General features: G+C 58.8%; 17 protein-coding genes. 5 read left to right on the forward strand and 12 right to left on the reverse strand.

The genetic code is table 11. The features are described from left to right. Positions 1-24 precede the first annotated feature (24 nt). From P3T20_RS23935 to P3T20_RS23970, 8 genes are all read right to left on the reverse strand, one after another. Positions 25-852: an SDR family oxidoreductase gene (locus P3T20_RS23935; protein WP_429288063.1), complete on the reverse strand. Its 828-nt coding sequence runs from the start codon at positions 850-852 to the stop codon at positions 25-27. 186 nt (positions 853-1,038) lie between these two features. Further along, positions 1,039-1,533, reverse strand: coding sequence for an FAS1-like dehydratase domain-containing protein (locus P3T20_RS23940; RefSeq protein ID WP_429288064.1), 495 nt, complete (start codon positions 1,531-1,533; stop codon positions 1,039-1,041). Between the two features lie 169 nt (positions 1,534-1,702). Next, positions 1,703-2,596, reverse strand: coding sequence for a LysR substrate-binding domain-containing protein (locus P3T20_RS23945; protein ID WP_429288065.1), 894 nt, complete (start codon positions 2,594-2,596; stop codon positions 1,703-1,705). 125 nt (positions 2,597-2,721) lie between these two features. Further along, positions 2,722-3,420, reverse strand: a complete 699-nt coding sequence (locus P3T20_RS23950) for a ribonuclease activity regulator RraA (protein WP_429288066.1) — start codon at positions 3,418-3,420, stop codon at positions 2,722-2,724. A 95-nt stretch (positions 3,421-3,515) separates the two neighbouring features. Then, entirely contained in the window at positions 3,516-4,301 is a 786-nt protein-coding gene (locus P3T20_RS23955) for an SDR family oxidoreductase (protein ID WP_429288067.1), read from the reverse strand. A gap of 42 nt (positions 4,302-4,343) precedes the next feature. After that, positions 4,344-5,594: a CaiB/BaiF CoA transferase family protein gene (locus P3T20_RS23960; RefSeq protein WP_429288068.1), complete on the reverse strand. Its 1,251-nt coding sequence runs from the start codon at positions 5,592-5,594 to the stop codon at positions 4,344-4,346. Positions 5,595-5,635: 41 nt separating this feature from the next. Next, positions 5,636-6,589 (reverse strand): hydroxymethylglutaryl-CoA lyase, encoded by a 954-nt coding sequence (locus P3T20_RS23965; protein ID WP_429288069.1) that lies wholly within the window; start codon positions 6,587-6,589, stop codon positions 5,636-5,638. After that, entirely contained in the window at positions 6,589-7,092 is a 504-nt protein-coding gene (locus P3T20_RS23970) for an acyl dehydratase (RefSeq protein ID WP_429288070.1), read from the reverse strand. Before P3T20_RS23970 ends, P3T20_RS23965 begins: the two co-directional genes overlap by 1 nt. Before the next feature lie 401 nt (positions 7,093-7,493). Here P3T20_RS23970 and P3T20_RS23975 point away from each other — a divergent pair, with 401 nt between their 5' ends. Further along, positions 7,494-8,489: a LysR family transcriptional regulator gene (locus P3T20_RS23975; protein WP_429288071.1), complete on the forward strand. Its 996-nt coding sequence runs from the start codon at positions 7,494-7,496 to the stop codon at positions 8,487-8,489. A 69-nt stretch (positions 8,490-8,558) separates the two neighbouring features. Here the strand turns inward: P3T20_RS23975 and P3T20_RS23980 are convergent, their stop codons facing one another. Next, positions 8,559-9,524, reverse strand: coding sequence for a PDR/VanB family oxidoreductase (locus P3T20_RS23980; protein ID WP_429288072.1), 966 nt, complete (start codon positions 9,522-9,524; stop codon positions 8,559-8,561). Positions 9,525-9,782: 258 nt separating this feature from the next. Here P3T20_RS23980 and P3T20_RS23985 point away from each other — a divergent pair, with 258 nt between their 5' ends. From P3T20_RS23985 to P3T20_RS24000, 4 genes are all read left to right on the forward strand, one after another. Beyond that, positions 9,783-11,120, forward strand: coding sequence for an MFS transporter (locus tag P3T20_RS23985; protein ID WP_429288073.1), 1,338 nt, complete (start codon positions 9,783-9,785; stop codon positions 11,118-11,120). Positions 11,121-11,164: 44 nt separating this feature from the next. Continuing rightward, on the forward strand, positions 11,165-12,157 hold the full coding sequence (locus P3T20_RS23990) for an ABC transporter substrate-binding protein (protein WP_429288074.1): 993 nt from the start codon (positions 11,165-11,167) through the stop codon (positions 12,155-12,157). Between the two features lie 162 nt (positions 12,158-12,319). Further along, positions 12,320-13,390: a porin gene (locus P3T20_RS23995; RefSeq protein WP_429288075.1), complete on the forward strand. Its 1,071-nt coding sequence runs from the start codon at positions 12,320-12,322 to the stop codon at positions 13,388-13,390. Positions 13,391-13,593: 203 nt separating this feature from the next. After that, positions 13,594-14,181, forward strand: coding sequence for a MarR family winged helix-turn-helix transcriptional regulator (locus tag P3T20_RS24000; protein ID WP_429288076.1), 588 nt, complete (start codon positions 13,594-13,596; stop codon positions 14,179-14,181). A gap of 121 nt (positions 14,182-14,302) precedes the next feature. Here P3T20_RS24000 and P3T20_RS24005 read toward each other — a convergent pair whose 3' ends face one another. The 3 genes from P3T20_RS24005 to P3T20_RS24015 all read right to left on the reverse strand — a co-directional run bounded on the left by P3T20_RS24005 (position 14,303) and on the right by P3T20_RS24015 (position 17,870). After that, the gene (locus P3T20_RS24005; protein WP_429288077.1) at positions 14,303-15,475 is read right to left on the reverse strand and encodes a Gfo/Idh/MocA family protein; all 1,173 of its coding nucleotides are present in this window, start codon (positions 15,473-15,475) and stop codon (positions 14,303-14,305) included. Positions 15,476-15,490: 15 nt separating this feature from the next. Then, the gene (locus tag P3T20_RS24010) at positions 15,491-16,807 is read right to left on the reverse strand and encodes a Rieske 2Fe-2S domain-containing protein (protein WP_429288078.1); all 1,317 of its coding nucleotides are present in this window, start codon (positions 16,805-16,807) and stop codon (positions 15,491-15,493) included. A gap of 280 nt (positions 16,808-17,087) precedes the next feature. Next, positions 17,088-17,870, reverse strand: coding sequence for an alpha/beta hydrolase (locus tag P3T20_RS24015; RefSeq protein WP_074267682.1), 783 nt, complete (start codon positions 17,868-17,870; stop codon positions 17,088-17,090). Positions 17,871-18,187 lie beyond the last annotated feature (317 nt).

Raw genomic sequence — 18,187 nt, forward strand, 5'->3', positions numbered from 1 at the left:
GCGTGCAACCCGGACGCCCCTTTGTCACTCATCGTAGTCTGCAGCGAACGCCATCTCCCGCTGCGATTCGAGCGTCGCAAGGCGTTCGCTGAGACCCATGTGCATGAGGTTATAAGCGCCGCTGCCAAGTGCTAGCCTCTTAGGTGCAGGCGACAACTCAACACTCGAAATCATCACATCAACCGCTTTTTTAGGTGAAAGCGGCAGTTTGTAATTCGGCGATGCCAGAGCGCGGCGTCGTTCCCCCACGATCGTGTCTGCATACACGTCGAGCGGCTCCGCATTGTCGAAGCTGCTGATAAAGTTAGTGTGAGCGCCGGCAGGTTCTACGAGGGTCGCTTCAATATTGAACGATGCGATATCCTGAATCACCGATTCAAAGAAACCCTCGATCGCCCATTTGGACGCGTGATAAAGACACAAGCCAGGAAGCGCAATCTGTCCACCCATCGAAGACAACTGCAGGATGCGGCCTCCCCCCTGCACCCGCAAATGCGGAATGACCGCGCGGGTTACGAGGATTGATCCTATTACATTGGTTTCGAGTTGACGCCGGATCTGCTCCTCGGACAATTCCTCGACCGCGCCGAAGGCCGCGTATCCAGCATTGTTGACTACAACATCGATGCGTCCGAGCGCCTTGAAAGCGGCATCGACAACCTCGTAAATCTTTCGGCTATCCGTGACATCCAAAGCCGAGACCCAGAGCCTGTCGCCATAACGTTCGCGTAGACCGTCGAGCTGTTCCGGTTTGCGAAGCGTCGCAGCAACGCGATCGCCATTTTCCAGAAGCTTTTCGGTCAACAATCGCCCGAAACCCGTTGAGGTTCCAGTGATAAACCACGTCTTCATTTTGGTTTCCTTATCTTCTACAGGCTGGCCGGCGATCGCCGCCGCAAATTGATCGAGCGCGAGTCAGATCGGGCGTCACCCGGCCTGGACTGACTATACGTGGCAAATCTTCGCGGCGGTCATAAGCCCGACTGAATGCGCTTTGAAGTTTGACTAAAGACCGGGATAACCGGAAGCCTGTCAATGTTATCGGCGAATTTGCACGCGCCGATAACGCAACACGAGTTGATGGTCGCGGTCGACAAAGTCGCATTCGTATTGCACGAATATCGCCCACCCCGCCTTGGTTTCTCGCTCTGTGATGTTTTTATAGCGGGCGACGAGGAAGATTTCTTCGCCGTGGTTCACGTAACGAATGAACTCGACCTCGGTACCGCCATTGACAATAGGACTATTGATAAGAGGAAGCGGCGGCAATCCGAAGCTGGACGATCCGACAACGCCATCGAAGTCAGGATCGGTCGCCCGTTCATGCAGAAGGTCCTTGCCGCCAAACGGCAAGCGCAGCATCGCCGAGGGAAAGAGCGGCGGTGCTACCGGCGTCCTGTAGCGCGTCGCTGCCGTGTACTCCGGGTCCATATAAACTGGGTCCGGGTCCATCACTGCTTGAGCATAGCGTCGAACGGCACCGCGTTCGACGACATCGCAGCAACGCTGAACCTCTGTCTCGACCCCGATCATGTTGCGGATTTCTTCAGTCAGTCTTGGCATGTCTTGCAACCTCTTGTGTGGAATAGCTGTCCATGTGCAAGAAATCTACCGACTGTGTCATGCGGGTACAACAAAGAATATGGGCGCCCATGCCAGACCAAAAGTTAGTCGTCTTCGGGCGGCCCTCAGCGCATAGCGGTTAGCGCAGTGGTTGGGCCTGTTTGAGCAACCATTGCAGGAAGGAGTCCGTAGCAGCAGAGATGGGGCGATTGGACGGACGGACGATGTAGTAGCCCCCTGGGCTTCGGTACACATGTCCGAACGGCGCGAGAAGCTTGCCAGAGTCCAAATGATGCTGCACAAGTTCCTGAATGCCCATGGCCACACCCATGCCACCCAAAGCGGCATCAAAGGCCATTGCCGAATTTTCGAACCTCAGTCCCCGGATGGTGGCGACCGACTTGCATCCGGCACTGTCGACCCAGTCATCCCACGCGCGTGGGCGCGACAGCGAGTGCAACATGGTGAAGCGCCCCACGTCCTCGACAGTAAGGGGTTCGCTGACGTCCGCCAGTAGCGCGGGACTGCACACTGGGAGCAGGTGACACGGCGTGAGAAACTCGCTGATCTGCGTGTCCGGATCACCAGGCGCCGAGGCAATGACTGCATCCAGGTTCTGCCGGGCAAAGTTTACCGGTTCAAGTGAGGCCGTCAGCCGCACCTCGATCTCTGGATACGCCTTGCGAAACGCCGCAAGTCGAGGGATTAGCCACCATTGAGCGAAAGTCGTATAGCACTGCACCGAAACGACGTTGCGACGCCCGCGCATGCTGACCTGCGAGACCGCCCGTTCGAGCTCGGAAAACGCGACGGTCAGGCCGGACATCAACCGGGCGCCCTCCGCGGTCAACTGAAGCGAACGCGCTCCACGCTCGAACAGCGCAACCTCGAGATATTCTTCAAGTACCGCAACCTGGCGGCTGACGGCAACCTGGCTCACACTCAACTCCTTGGCGGCAAGCGTGAAGCTCAGGTGGCGCGCGGCCGCCTCGAATGAGCGAAGCGGGTTGAGCGGCGGTAGCACTCTACGCATACTGGCGGTGTCTCCCTCTCATTAGCATGTTTGCCTATCGTAAGCGATTGTCATCCCTTTCTGCTAGTCCGCCTCCTTTTATGACCTGCATACAGAAGCTCTCCCAACAGCAACAAGTTGCCCCTTTAAGGGTTTCCCGTCTCATAGCGGCGACGCGTTTCCTCGCTCATTGGATAAAGGCCGGCAAGCGCTCCGCCTTTCTGCACTTCCCCGAGAATCCAGGCTTCCTGACGTTCCTGTTCGACACCCACCCGGACCACTTCATCGACGAGCGCAGCCGGAATCACAACAGCGCCATCATCGTCGGCGACGATAATATCGTCAGGCAGCACGGCGACACCGCCGCAGGTGACCGGCTCCTGCCAGCCCACAAAATGCATGAACGAAACGGCAGGGGGCGCCGCGATACCCGCTGCCCACACATCGAAGTCCAACGAGCGTATCCCCACCGCGTCGCGGACGGCGCCGTCAGTCAGGAGCGCCTGCACGCCACGAGCCTGCATACGGGCGCACAGGATATCGCCTGCGGCCCCCGCATCCAGACGTCCACCCGCCTCGACCACTGCGATGGACCCGTCAGGCATGGCCTCAACACAGGCTCGGGTCGACTTTGGCGAACTCCATGCACTCGGCGTACACAGGTCTTCCCGATAGGCGATGAAGCGCATCGTGAAAGCAGGACCAGCCACCCGGGGCGCCTTGCCGAACTGATGGCGCGGCCCGCGCGTCCAGACATTGCGCAGGCCGTGCTTGAACAGGATGGTCGTGATTGTGCCGGTTGAAATCTGCTGGAGCTGCTCGCGGGCATTGCTGTCGAATGTCATGTGATATTCCTCTGGAAAAGAGAAGGCCGACACCCAGTGCCGGCCTTCATGAATTATCGTCCGCCTGTAGCACAACTTTGTTTTCGACGGCCTGCTCAGACGTTAGCCAGCATTCCGCCATCCACGCGAATCACGGACCCTGTGATGTACGCCGCCCTCTCGCTGGCAAGGAAAGCGACGCAGTCCGCATATTCGTCTGGCCTTCCATAGCGCTTCATCGGAATGGTTGCAGTGCTTGCCGCTGCGACCGCCTCCGGGCTGATGCCCTCGCGCTTCGCTTTGGCTTCGTCCAGCTCGACAATCCGGCGCGTAGCGATGCGCCCCGGAACGATCATATTGCAGGTGATTCCGTCAGGCGCGACTTCGCGTGCCAGGGTCTTCGACCAACCGACGAGCGTCGAGCGCAGCGAATTGGAGAGGCCGAGGTTTGGAATCGGCGCGATCACACCTGACGAAGCGCTGGTCACGACTCTCCCCCACTTTCGCTCACGCATCCCAGGCAACAGACGATCAGTGAGCTCTATCACCGATAGCACCATCTCGCGGAAGTGCCTCTCCCAGGACTCGGCCGGCTGGCCCGAAACGAGCGTCGGTGGAGGGCCACCTGTGTTGTTCACGAGGATATCGATGTTGCGAAAGCCATCGGGCAGGTCGGCGTATCGCGCATCGAACGCGCCCGGCTCTCCCAGATTCCACACGACGGTATGACTAGCGCCACCCTTCTCCGCAATCAGCCGCGCCGTCTCATCGACGCTTGGCTGGTGAACGTCACCCAGCAGGCAGCGTACGCCGTTCTCCGCCAGCCTGAGGGCAATTGCGCGCCCAAGTCCGCCTCCAGAGCCCAACACAAGGGCGGTCCGGCCTTCAATTCCAAGGTTCATGGTCGTTTTTGAGTGATTGAATCACAATTCCTGTTCTTGCAGTTATCGCGCGGCGCCACCGGACACCGCAGGTTCTGCTCCTATGTGAACCGCCCCACTTGACGCCAGCGCTTCGATTTCTTCATCCGAATAACCAAGTCTTGCCAGAATCGCAGCTGTGTCCTCGCCGACGCTGAGCTTGCCCAGCCAGCGCATCTGTGCGCGATTTCGCGAAAATTTCGGTACGACATCCTGGATGCGAACTTCGCCAAGCACAGGGTCCTGCATCGTTGCCAACGTTCCGCGCTCGCGAACGTGAGGGTCCGCAAAAATCTGCTCAACGTCGCAAATCGGCCCCGCCACGACCTCCGCAGCCCGGAAAGTCGCCAGCACTTCTTCTTGCGTGCGCTCTGCCACCCAGCGTGCAATCGCACCGTCGCACTCTTCGATGCGCTTGACGCGCTGCGGGTTGGTCGCGAGACCAGGATCGTCTGCAAGATCCGGGCGGCCGATCGCGCAGAACAATCGTTTGGCCACCGAATTGGCCGCGCTGGACACGGCCACCCAGCGATTGTCGCGGGTCAGGTAAGCGTTGCGCGGCACGCTCCAGTTCGAGCGATTGCCGTGACGCGTGGCGATATATTGCAGTTGATCGTAGTCGATAATCATCGCGCCCATGAGCGACAGCATCGGCTCGTAGAGGCTCAGATCAATCTCATCGCCGCGGCCGTCCCGGCTACGCGCATGAAGTGCGGCAAGCACTGCATAGGCGCCTGTGATCGCCGCTACACCGTCGGCAATCGGAAACATCGGCAAAGACGGCGGCGCATCCGACGGACCAATCGTATGGGCAAAACCGCTGAATGCCTCAGCCAGCGTACCCATGCCAGGACGCTCGCGATAGGGACCGGTCTGGCCATATCCGCTGATATGCAGCATGATCAAACCGGGATTGGTACTGGCCAGGTCGTCGTAACGGAAACCCCACTCAGCCATCCGGCCCGGCCTGAAGTTCTCAACCAGAATGTCTGCCTGGTCTATCAGACGAAGCAGGACACGGCGGCCGGCTTCGGTGCGAATATCCACCGCCGCCAGTTGCTTGTTGCGTGCGGTGACTCGCCACCACAGCGGCTCGCCTTCGCGAAACCGGCCCACACGACGCACCTCGTCGCCTTTTGGATGCTCAACCTTGATCACCGTCGCGCCCAGATCGGCGAGCAATGTGCCCACCAGCGGCCCGGCAAACAGCATCCCGACATCGACTACGGTGAGTCCGCTTAGAGGACCAGTCGACTGATTGGTTGTCTCACTCATTTTCTGTCTTCATAGGTTGATGCATCGATCACGCCCCAGCGTCACAGCGCCCGGCGCAGGTCATCCAGGCTGCCGCCTCGCATAACGGAGCCCGGCAATGGGTGCCCGACGATTTCTTCGGCGAGCTGTGCCGCTTCGATCAGCTTGCCCAGATCAAGACCCGTCTCGATGCCGAGTTCCTCGCACATAAAGGCAAAGTCTTCCGTACACAGGTTGCCCGCGGCACCTTTATGTGCGGCGAAAGGACAACCGCCCAGACCCGCAATAGATGCATCGAACTGCGAAACACCTGCCTGTAGTCCCGCCAGCGCATTAGCCATGCCGAGCCCGCGGGTGTTGTGCAGATGAAGAATGATTTCGGTATCTGGATACCTGTCCTGAAACGCACTTACCCTGCTGGTGACCATCGCAGGATTGGCCCATGCCATCGTGTCAGCCAGCACGAACGTCTTCAGCTTCAAGCCGAATTCATCGGCGATCGCGAACACATCTGCAGCGCCGTTCATCATCAGATCGGTACTGATGTCGCCTTCGAAGTTGCATCCAAACGCGGCCTGCAATCCACCATGCTCGACCGGTACGCCGTTGTCGAGATAGGCGCGTACCTGTTCGCGATGCGAAGCCATGTTCTCTTCAGGCGTGGTTTTTTGATTGCGCACCAGAAACGCGGGTGAGGCGCACAACACCAGACGACCCCGCACGTCGAGCCGATCGGTCGCGAGCGCGCGCCGAAACCCTTGCTCATTGAGCCAAAGCGCCGTGTATCGCACACCCTCGACGCGCCGGAATCCCGCGACGACCTCTGCGGCGTCCGCCATGCCGGGCACACGCTTCGGGTTCACGAACGAAGCCACCTGAATCTGCCTGAGGCCCGTGGTTGAGAGCTTGTCTACCAGTTCGATCTTGCGGGCGGTGGGAATATCGGCGCCTTCAATCTGGAACCCCTCGCGCGGTCCTTCCTCGTTAATCCGCACGGCTTTTGGAAAGCCACTCATCAGAAAGCTCCGGCGAAGTCCGCAGGCGGCACGAATGGATAAGGTACGCGCTTGCCGCGATAAGGCAACGCAATCACCGCTTTGCCGGGCGTCGACTCACGACCTTCTTCGTTAACGATACCGAGTTCGAGCTCGACAACACCGTACTCCGCCAGCTCATGCCTGGCTGTCACACGCGACCACACCCAGAGCGACGTGCCCGCAACGTCCATCTTCCGAAACTGGAACGACACCTTCCAGACCCATCCATTGAGGCCTGCCCAATCCTTCAGAGCCTGAACAATGAAATTCTGCTTGAACGATCCATTGACGAGCAGTCCAGGCAGCTTGTCGTGTTCGACCGAGAATTTTTCGTCGTAGTGAATGCGGTGCCAGTTCTCCATTGCCGCCGACCACCGCATGAGGTGCATGGTGGTCAATGGCGCCTTTGCTAGGCGCGGTGGCTCGTCGCCGACCGATACGTCTTCGAAATACAGTTGCGTCGCCTTGATGCTTGCGCTCACATCGATCTCCGGTTTTATCTGCACGACGCCTTAATGGCCATCTGCTGCAGCGAGTTTTTCATACCAACAGGGCCCCACCCTGTGCGCGTTGCCAGGTGAGATTCACGTTCAGGTCTGGGTAAAAATATAGCCACGCGCGTCTGCAGGAACAACCAACAATGCAGTGCGTCAAGATGTAGAAAATGTTGGCCATTAGCGGATGACGGCGCCGGTCCACAGTTCGAATTGGCCAACCGGGTGAATGCCCAATTTTTTGTAGCGTCATGACGGCCAGTTTTGTCATTTGCGGGGGCCCATGTCACCGCTTACCATCGAGCAAACGCAGTCGGCACTCGATCCAGGAGTTGTCGGTCTTGTCCGCTTCGTGGCCCTTCTAACCCATACAAAAGTATCCTCCCGACATGGATCTCAAACAGTTGCGCGCGTTGGTAACAGTGGCGGAGACAGGGAATGTGACCCGCGCGTCTGCGCTGCTGAACGTCGTGCAGCCGGCGGTATCGCGCTACTTGCGGCTACTCGAAGAGGACATGGGCGTGCCGCTGTTCGTGCGCAGTTGCCAAGGTATGGAACTGACGCCCGAGGGACGCACACTGGTCGATTACGCCCGGCGCGTACTGAGCGAGCTTGAGCACGCCAGAGCCGAACTGCGCCCCGCGCAGGGGAATATTGCGGGAACCGTGTCGGTCGGTTTGCTGCCGAGTATTTCGGGTTTCCTGTGCAGCGATCTGGTTTCCGCTGTCGCTCGCAGTTACGGAGAAGTACAGTTACGTATTGTCTCCGCCGACGCGACACGGCTTCAGTCGTGGATCGAAACCGGAGAGATCGACGTCGCGGTCTTCCATGACCTGGCGCCGGTGCTAACCCTGCAGACCAGTAATCTTCTCGAAGAGGACTATTGGGTGGTGGGTGCAAGGCGCGCCCACTTCTCTCCCGACGCTCCGGTCACGCTGGACGAGCTGGCCAATATGCCGCTCATACTCCCGCGTGCGCCTCTCGGCTTGAGATCGTTGGTCGATCAAGCCGCCCGCCTTGAAGGACTCATGCTCAACGTGGTTGCTGAGACCAACTCCGTGTTCGTCCAGCGCGCACTCGTGCTTGGCGGACACGGTGTGACCATCCTTCCACGGGTAGCCGTTATCGATGATGTTGCAGACGGCAAGCTGACGTGCACATCGTTGATCCAGCCGAATCTGTTGCGTCGCCTGGTATTGGCCCAGTCATCCACGCGGCAGGCGACGAAGGCGACTGCTTGCGTCGCTGCGGCGCTTACCCGATGTATGCAGGACGCCGTGTCCCGCGGCAACTGGCCCGGTGCACGCTGGATTAGTGAGGCCTACTCGTCGAACAGGACGCACGAAGTAGCCAACGCCGTCAACCAGCCAGTATTGCAAGCATAGGCACCGTTTGTCAGGCGCCTCCTTGTGCTCACCGGGAACCGGCGAGGTGACGCGTACACCCCATCCGCGTCAAAGATCGAGCACCAACTCACCGGATGTCGCGCGAGAAACACAGACCATGATCTGGTGAGTCTTTTCGCCTTCTTCCAGCACCATGTCCCGATGATCCGCCGTACCGCTGCAAAGTTGCGTACGGCATGAACCACACGTTCCGCTTTCACACGAACTCGGAACACGAACACCGGCATCGCGAAGCACTTCGAGAATGCTCCGGTCGGCGGGAATCTCGAGACTGGTGCCTGACCTGGCCAGCTTGACGATGAAGGGTTTGTTTTCTTTAAGCACCGATCCGTCGACGCCAAAACTCTCGAAATGAATACTGCCAGGCGGCCAGTGGCCGGTCATGTCCTTGACCGCATCCATGAGCGGACGTGGGCCGCAGCAGTAAATATGCGCTTTCGTCGGACGTTCAAACACCGGCCAGAAGTCGAATGACTTCGAGGCGTCTCCGTAATCATGGTGAATCTTGACTTGCGAGCGCCACTCATCGCCCTGAAGCTCGTCAAGGAAGGCAGTAGTCTCCGGATCGCGCGCGACGTAGATAAGCCTGAATTTGCGCAAACCCTCGGCGCGCAGCTCATGCATCATCGAATACATAGGCGTAATGCCGATACCACCCGCGATCAGAATGAATTCCTGCGCCCGGTCGTCGAGGGGGAAATCATTTTTTGGAGGCGAAACCCGAATGAGGTCGCCCTCCCTGGTGTCGTCGATCATGCTGATCGAACCGCCTCGCCCATTGGCGTCACGCTTCACCGCTATCACGTAGCGATTGCGCTCTTCCGGACTGCTGCACAACGAATAGCGACGGCGTGAGCCATTGGGCACCAGCACGGTCAGGTTCGATCCTGCCCGGAACGCGGGCAGTTCAGCGCCACTTTCTTCACACAGCTCAAAGCGCCAGATGTCGCGCGCGACCTGCTGTTTGCTCACAAGCTTGAGGCTCAAAAGAACATCGTCCTGCATGGTGCTCATACGGTCTCCAAAAATCGGCTGCGCAATTTCACGCTATGACATAGAATATCATTAGATATCTAATTTAACAAGCAACAGCCTGGACAACGCCCGGACACGCCTCGTCGGTAGAAACCCTCGGTTGCCAAGAAACCAAAGCTTCCGTAGTCTATATAATTAGATTTCTAATGAAAATCAGGCATGAGAGAAGCGGATCAGCCTGACCGCACAAAAATTCGTGCAGCGCCACACTGCCAGTCAAGAAAACCGGAGACGTAGATGACAGATTCAGCGCTGAGATACGGACCGTCGTCCGAACGCGCAATCGCCAATGCAGCAGAGGTCGAAGCAACTTATCGAAAGGTCACGTTGCGATTGATGACCTTCCTGTTCGTGTGTTGGGTGCTGAACTATCTGGATCGGGTGAACGTCAGTTTTGCCCAGTTGCAGTTGAAACAGGATCTCGGTCTGAGCGACACGGCTTACGGTCTTGGCGTCAGTCTCTTTTTCATCGGCTACATCCTGCTAGAGGTTCCAAGCACCCTGCTTCTCAAGCGTATCGGAGCGCGCAAGACCGTGACCCGCATCATGCTGCTCTGGGGCGGCATCTCGACTGCGATGGCGTTCATGACGGCTCCGTGGCAGTTTTATCTCGCACGCACACTTCTAGGCGCGGCGGAAGCCGGATTCTGGCCGGGCATCATCCTGTACCTGACCTACTGGTACCCCTCCCAACGTCGCGCGCGGATCACTTCAAGATTTCTGCTTGCGATCGCGGCGGCGGGAATTATCGGTGGCCCCCTCTCCGGATACATCCTGCAGAATTTCGCCAATATATGGGGCTATCGGGCATGGCAGTGGTTATTTTTTCTCGAGGGCCTTCCTGCGCTCATCGCAGGAATGGTTGCATTTTTCTACCTGACCGACAGGCCGGCGGACGCAAAGTGGCTGAATGAGAGCCAGAAGCAGATCATCACGGATGCTATCGAGGCAGACCATCGCGACAAGCCGGCAGACGCATCCAGTCGTCTCCTCGCCGCCCTTTGCGACCCGCGCGTCTATATCCTGGCCGCGGGCTGGGCCACGGTACCTCTGTGCGGCACGATCCTGAACTACTGGACGCCGACGATCATCAAGCAAGCTGGCATCAATAACGTGTTGCACATCGGCCTGCTGTCGGCGTTGCCCTATATCGTCGGCGCGATCGGGATGCTCGTGATCGCTCGCAGTTCCGACCTGATGCTCGAACGCCGTTGGCACTTCATTGCAACGACGACTGCCGGCGCCGCAGGTGCCGCGATGCTCACGTTGCTCACGCATAACTGGCCCGCGGCGATTGCCTGCCTGAGCCTCGTATCGATCAGCTATTTCGCCGCGGCCGCGATTATCTGGTCCATCCCTCCCACCTATTTGTCGGGCGACGCAGCCGCAGGCGGGATCGGTGTTATCAGCACACTGGGACAGATAGGGGCATTCTTCGGACCGATCATGCTGGGCTGGGTCAAGAGCGTCACAGGCAGCTTTGCTGCGGGCCTACTGCTCGTCGCCTTTCTGGTCTTCGCGGGAGGCGTCGCGGTTCTCATCGGTGTTCCGCGAAAGAGCGGGCAGACCGCATAACCGGCGCTATCCCTACAGTTTCCGCAATCAAAGCAGAGGTATCAATGAGCAAGCTTCAACTTTCCGTCGCAGTCGGCAACTACGATCGAATGCGGCCGCTGGTAGACGGTGACGTTCAGATCGACGGTGTCGATCCTGTCTTCATGCTTCAGGAACCAGAGGAGATATTTTTCCGCGCTTTCCGACACGCCGACTACGATATTTGCGAACTCTCGCTAAGCAGCTATTCCGTCAAGACTGCCGCTGGAATTTCTCCGTACATTGCCGTTCCGGTCTTCCCGTCCAAGGCCTTTCGTCACACGTCCGTTTATGTCCGCTCGGACGCGGGAATCAACGAGCCGAAGGACCTCAAGGGCAAGCGTATCGGTGTACCCGAATACCAGTTGACCGCTAACGTATGGGTTCGGCTGATTCTCGAGGAAGAGTACGGCGTCAAACCGTCGGACGTCACCTGGGTGCGCGGAGGTTACGAAGACCCGACCCGCGTTGAAAAAATCGCCCTGCAACTACCGCCGGATGTCCGACTCGAAAACGCGCCTGAAGGGAAGACCATCTCGGGCATGCTCGAGGCGGGAGAGATCGATGCCGTCATCGGCCCACGCGCCCCCTCGTGCTTCGATAGGGGTCATCCGCAGATTCGCTATCTCTTCGACGACCCGCATGCGGCCGCGGCAGACTGGTACCGGCGCACGTCTCTCTTCCCGATCATGCACACCCTTGGCATCCGCAAGGAGTTGGCGGAACGGCATCCGTGGCTGCCGGGAGCGGTGACGAAGGCTTTCGAAAAGTCAAAAGCGGTTGCGCTTGCGCGTCTTGGCGATACATCGGCCACCAAGGTCACGCTGCCCTTCGTGGAAGACCAGCTGCGCGCGGCCCGCAAACTGATGGGCGACGACTTCTGGTCATATGGGTTCGCCGCCAACGAACATGTTCTCAATCGCTTCCTCGTTCAGCATCATGCGGAAGGCCTATCGAGCCGCTGTCTCAAGGCGGAGGATCTATTCCATCCCGCCAGCCTGGAGAGCTTCAAGATTTAATCCCTGCGCGAACTCAGCGAGACCCCGCACGTCACTGGGGTCTTTCTCCGGATCTCTCTTCTGATCCGGAGAGCCGCGAGCAGATTGACCGGTCCCGAGTCTGTCCGCCACCGGGAACTCGCATTCATAGACCAATAATTTAACCCCGGAGGAGTCCATCAAATGAAGAAGTTAGCAACAGCACTAATTTTATCAGCACTACTACCAAAGTTATCTCACGCGCAAAGTAGTGTCCAACTATATGGCAGCCTCGACGAGGGCGTGACCTATGTGAACAATGAACACGGTGGACATGCCGCGGTTGTAGGGCCGGTAGCAGTCCCGGACTTTCTGGGCTTTCGAGGTAGCGAAGATCTGGGCGGAGGTTTAAAGGCGATATTCCGGCTGGAAACGGCTTTTAACACAGCGACCGGCGCCAATCTCGTACCAGCCGACATCTTTAGCCGCGTCGCGTATGTCGGCCTTTCCTCGCCGGCAGGAACCATGACGTTAGGGCGTCAGTTCGACCTGACAAACGATACGCTCACGCAAAATTCCAACGGGGTCATTCAATACTCGTACTATCTGTTCCACCCCGCGAACCTCGACAATACCGCGCTGACCGAAGTCAACAACGCAATCAAATATACGACGCCCACTTTTGGCGGCCTGTCGCTTACCGCCATGTACGGTTTCAACGACTCCAGCACGCAGCCCGGCCGCGTCTTCGCGGTTGATGCCATTTACAACCAGGGTCCGCTCCGGGCGAGCGCCGTCTATAGCGGATGGCATGACCGCACCGTGGATCTGGCGTCGAAGCTGGGCTATACCAGCTTCCTCGGTCAGGCGCTGGGCACGGGTAAAACGTTCTTTGCGAATAGTACCGATATCACCGGACTTTCAGCGCGATACGCATTGAATGATTCACTGACCGTTCATGGCATGCTGACTCACGTATCCATCGAGGCTCCCGCCGGCTCTGCGCATATGGCCACGGGCGAGCTCGGCGTGGACGTGATGACATCGCGCTTCAACACCATCAACGTTGGTGGATTCTTGTCCTCGCTCACCGGCGCGCACTACCAGGAGGTGGGCCTCGGGGACGTTTACTCGCTCTCAAAGCAGACCATCGTCTACGCCCAGACTGCCTATCAGCATGCCAATGGTAGAGCTGATGCAGCCATCTCGTTGCTGGCACCGTCCAATACGGCGAATCAGTTGCTGTTCCGGGTCGGGGTACACCACTTTTTCTGACGACAGCCAGCCCTGCTTATACTCATGTCTCGCTGGTATAGGCAGGCTGCCTGGTCACTCGCGAGCCAGTCAACCCTCGCGACTGGGAGGGCACATCGAACCATCGGTCTGAATACTTCAGGTCAGCGTACTACCGAAAAGCTTCGCGGGTAGCCAAACACGATATTATTGTAAGCAGTCTAATTTTCCCAAAGGCAATATTCATGGCCACCCAACGTAGCCCGAGCAAGACTGAACCCACGTCCGATCCCATTCTCCGGCACTGGCGCGAAGCGGTTCCCCACGACCGTCTCGCGCATCTGGTAAAGGACGCCGCTCGCGCGATGATTCGCGGTCTGCACATGCGCCTGGCGCAGTACGAAGTGTCGTTCGGGCACTGGGCGTTTTTGCGCATACTCTGGGAGAGGGACGGCCTGACACAAAAAGAACTCAGTGCCGAAGCAGGGGTCATGACTCCCACAACATTTACTGCAGTGTCGGCAATGGAAAAGCTCGGCTACGTCGAACGCCGGCAAGCCTCCGATAACCGCAAGAACAGCTACGTCTATCTGACTGCCAAGGGCAAGGCCCTTAAAAAGAAACTCGTTCCGCTCGCCGAAGAAGTCAACGAAATTAGCATCAAGGGCTTGAAGGAAAGCGAGATCAAGACCGCGCGGAAGGTTCTGCTTACCATCATCGAAAACATGGCGCAGGACGAGGCGGAGTCCAATGACCCGGCCCGCCGGATTCCTTCCACACGCGAGCTTGGCAACCTCATCGCCTCACGCGGTGAGGAATACGAAAATAGCTGAAATCAGAGGTGGTGGGCACGGTCAACTGAATCGCTCGTCGCGCGCAGGTCCGGAGCATAAAAAGGCCGCCACGAAGACAACGGCAGCCTTCTGGTTTAGCGCCGCGGCAGTGGACGTGCGCTCAGAGCTGAACATCGGCTCCGCTTTCGCTGGACTCCAGCATCGCCAGACAGATCTCCAGCGTGCCCTTGGCCCACTCGCCCGAGTGAATCGGCGCGATACCCTCCACTACGGCCGCATACAACTCATCGATCACCTCCGCCCTGGGGACGAGCGGTCGCTTGAGTTCGCGCTTTTCGATGGACTGGTCGCCATAAACCAGAATGCCATCCGGCATCGGACGAAGATCAGCCTTATCGCACGAGAGGATCAGGGGTCCGAAATGCTGATGCCACGAAGCGGTTTCGCTGGAATCGGCAGGCCTCTTGTACGAGGCGCCTCCATAGGTACCCTCGGCTTTAAGCCTGGCCTCCTCTGCGGGGGAAGACAGCGCAGCAAGCCGGCGGCGCGCGCGCCCGTAGCCGTCCGGATGTTTCGCGTCCCCCATCTCTCCGATCCAGCCCGACCATTCATCCGAGTCGAAATGCCCGTATCCGCTGTATGAGATCGACGCAAACGCACCGTTTTCAAACCAGATCATGGCGCTATACGCGCCCTCGGTTGGACGCGACGCATCCCAACGCCCGACGGTGGCTCTGAGGCGCGTGGCTTTGACACCCGCCAGCAACCGGACAATGTCGACCTGATGAGCGGCCTGGCTGAAGACCGCGCCGCCGCCCTCCGCCGTCGACAACTCTTCCGGGCGCCGCGGACGATAGAGATAGTCCGTGAAATTCAACGCCTGAATCATTCTTATCGCACCGAACGCTCCGCTCTCGACAAGCTTTCGCGTCTCAAGATAAGGCGTGTCGAAGCTGTGACAATGTCCGACGATGAGCGAAACTCCTGCGCGGCCGCAGGCATCGATCATCCGGTCACATTCGGCCAGACTCAGCGCCATCGGCTTTTCCACCAGCACATGCTTCCGGTTTGCTGCCGCGATTTCCGTATGCCGTGCGTGGAACTGGTGAGGGCTTGCGACGTAAACCACCTCGACGTTCGGATCAGCCGCGAGGTCGGGCACATCCGTATAGGTAGGCGCAGCGAAATCCTTCTCGAACTGCTGCCGCGCCTCCAGCCGCGGATCGCTTGCCGCGACCAGCTCCACCCGGCGATCGGCCAGAAAAGTGGGCAGCATCAGCGAAAAGGCCCGTCCGAGCCCAGCCACTCCGATGCGTAGTGGACGTTTCTCCATCGCGCCCTCCGGCATTTATTGGGTCACCTGATAATTCGTCTCGAGCGCAGGCTGGTTGCTATCGCCCCACACATAGCGGGTGTCGTAAGCGCGCCAGTCGACCTCCTTCGGAATCACGGCCTGATAGGAGCAGACTGTCCCGGGAATCGCCTGATCCGATGTGCCAATCGGCGTCGCACCGCTCTCGAACTCGCGGAGCGCATCCAGCATCCGCTTGCGGAATTCCACGATCGCAAGATCGCTTGCACCAAGCCGTTCATCCGAACGGTTGGCAATCGGCCCCATGGTCACCCACATGGCAATATCCTGATTGGGAAAGCCCTTGATGCCCGTGAAGTTACCCGCCGTCATTGCCGCCCGGTCCTGCCAGAACCTGTTTTCATGATTGCGCAGCGGCCTGTAACGTTCGTCCAGATCAATGCCGACCTGCTGGCCGAGAAACTTGCGCCACGTCTCCGTTTCCGGCGTCGTTTTCGGATCACCCCAAGCGATGAAATAAAACGCCGTGTTCTCGTCATCCATCGGCACGTTGATATTCGCGACGTTGTAGAGATTATTAGGCGGGATCAGTACTGTCGCGGGCGCAACAAACACCGTTGAGCGCACATACTCGTGCGTATTTGCGTTGAAGATCGGACGGCGGATTGCCGCGTAACGGAAGCCGTAGCCGGTGCGTTCAATCTGAAGCCGTGGCGCCTTGTCGGTAGACGGCCGCAACCAGTTCTTGTCCGTAGCCTCGGCGCCGCCAACCCGCGCCGGCACGAAGTCCGACGAGTGAAGGCTCGAACTGTGCGCCGAGTCGATAGCCCCTTCAAGAATCTGCGCCCAGTTGCATGGCAGAAGAGCCTTGGCAATCGTAACCCGGGTTTCCGCGGTCGGCGCCCACGCGGGTGGGCTGAACTCGGGGATTGCATCCTGAGGGCCCATGTAGGCCCAGACCATGCCGCCCCACTCCTTCGTCTGATACGCCTTGTGCTTTACCTTTTGCGCCATCGTACTCGCGGCCGGTTCGGACACCATCTCGATGACGTTGCCCTGAAAGTCCATCTTCCAGCCGTGATACAGACAACGCAGACCGCAGTCCTCGTTGCGGCCGTAAACCAGCGAAACGCGTCGGTGCGGACAGTATTCGTCCATCACGCCAACGCGCCCCTCCGTGTCGCGGAAGACCACCAGGTCCTCGCCGAAGACCCGCGCCTTGACAGGCGGCCCATCCGGCTCGCTCACCTCTTCGATAAGGCAGACTGGCGTCCAGTGCCGGCGCATGAGCTGCCCCATTGGAGCATCGCCTTCCACCCGGCACAGCAAATCGTTTTCCTCGACTGTCAACATGGCTCGTCTCCCGGCGGCATACGCCGCTACATTGCAAAGGTCGAGTCATTATATTAGATATCTAACAATGTAGGCAAGCTGTTGGTGCTGGCCAATGAAGACGCGCTGGCTGCCGGCGTTAGGCGGCTCGCCAGTTACAACTCCACAGCACTCGAGTCGTAGAGATGCCGATGCAATGCCACGACTGCATGGCGGATTGCATCCCTCTCCACGAAACGGCTGTGCCTATGGAATATTTCCACTGCGTTTCAAAAGTCCTCGAAGACCGGACCCCGTAGCGTCACTTCTGCTGACCCGCCGCTTCGAGGATCAGGTTCGCCACTTCAGTCGGATGCGACAGCAGCGACACGTGGCTCGAATCGAGCTCGATCGTATGCGCATGCATCCGGTTCGCCATGAAGCGCTCCAGATCGGGGTTGATCGTCCGGTCTTCAGTCGACACCGCATACCAGGTGGGTTTGTCGTGCCACGCGGCGACCGTCGTCTTCGCCATCGTGATTGCCTTGCCAATCGGCTGCTGAACCGCGTAGTACGTCTCAGCTTCAACGGTAGGCAGATCGCCCGCAAAGTCGTGCACAAAGGCCTGCTCAGACAGCTTGCCGTAACCATCCGCCGACCACTGCAACCCCGCCGACGCCGGTGCGGCCGGGAATTTCTTCGTCAGCGCCGGATAGTCCTCGCCAGCGTCCGGCGCACGCGCCGCGATGTACACGAGGCCCGCTACCTTCGGATCGTCGCCGGCCTGGCTGATCACCATCCCGCCGTACGAGTGCGCGACCAGCAAGGTTGGACCATCCTGTTGCGCAAGCGCTCGCTTGACCGCATCGACATCCGCGTCGAGCGAGGTGGTCGGATTCTGCACCGCCGTCACGTGCAGGCCCTTCGCTTGCAGCAGCGGAATCACTTTCTGCCAGCTCGAACCATCTGCGAACAGACCGTGAACCAGCACGACATTCCTGATCGGTGCGGACGGGGCCGCAGCGCTGTCCTGCGCGAATGACGTCGTGGCGCTCACCAGCGTGGCGCAGGTCAGACCCGCGAGAACAAACGAACTCAACTTCATGAAACTTCTCCCAAGCATGTGTAGGACGAGATTCGCGGATTTCGTTCACCTCGTTGTGGTGACGCCATAGACGAACCATACCCAGGCAGTCATCGTTTGGCCGATTCCTGACGGCCGCCGAACGAATGCTGCACTCTGGTGTACTTAGGAGCAAACACAGCGCTGGCGCAAACATTCCGCTCAGCGCAAAAATTTTTAGCGGCGTCGGCGCTGACTGCGCCGACTGTTGCGCAAGTTGCCATGCGAAAATGTCAGCCACTCGCCTCTTTCCAGCTGACAAGCGAATGACACGATAATGTTCACAAAAGGATTAACAC

It is taken from the genome of Paraburkholderia sp. GAS206C, from assembly GCF_050435645.1.
Lineage (GTDB): Bacteria > Pseudomonadota > Gammaproteobacteria > Burkholderiales > Burkholderiaceae > Paraburkholderia > Paraburkholderia phenazinium_B.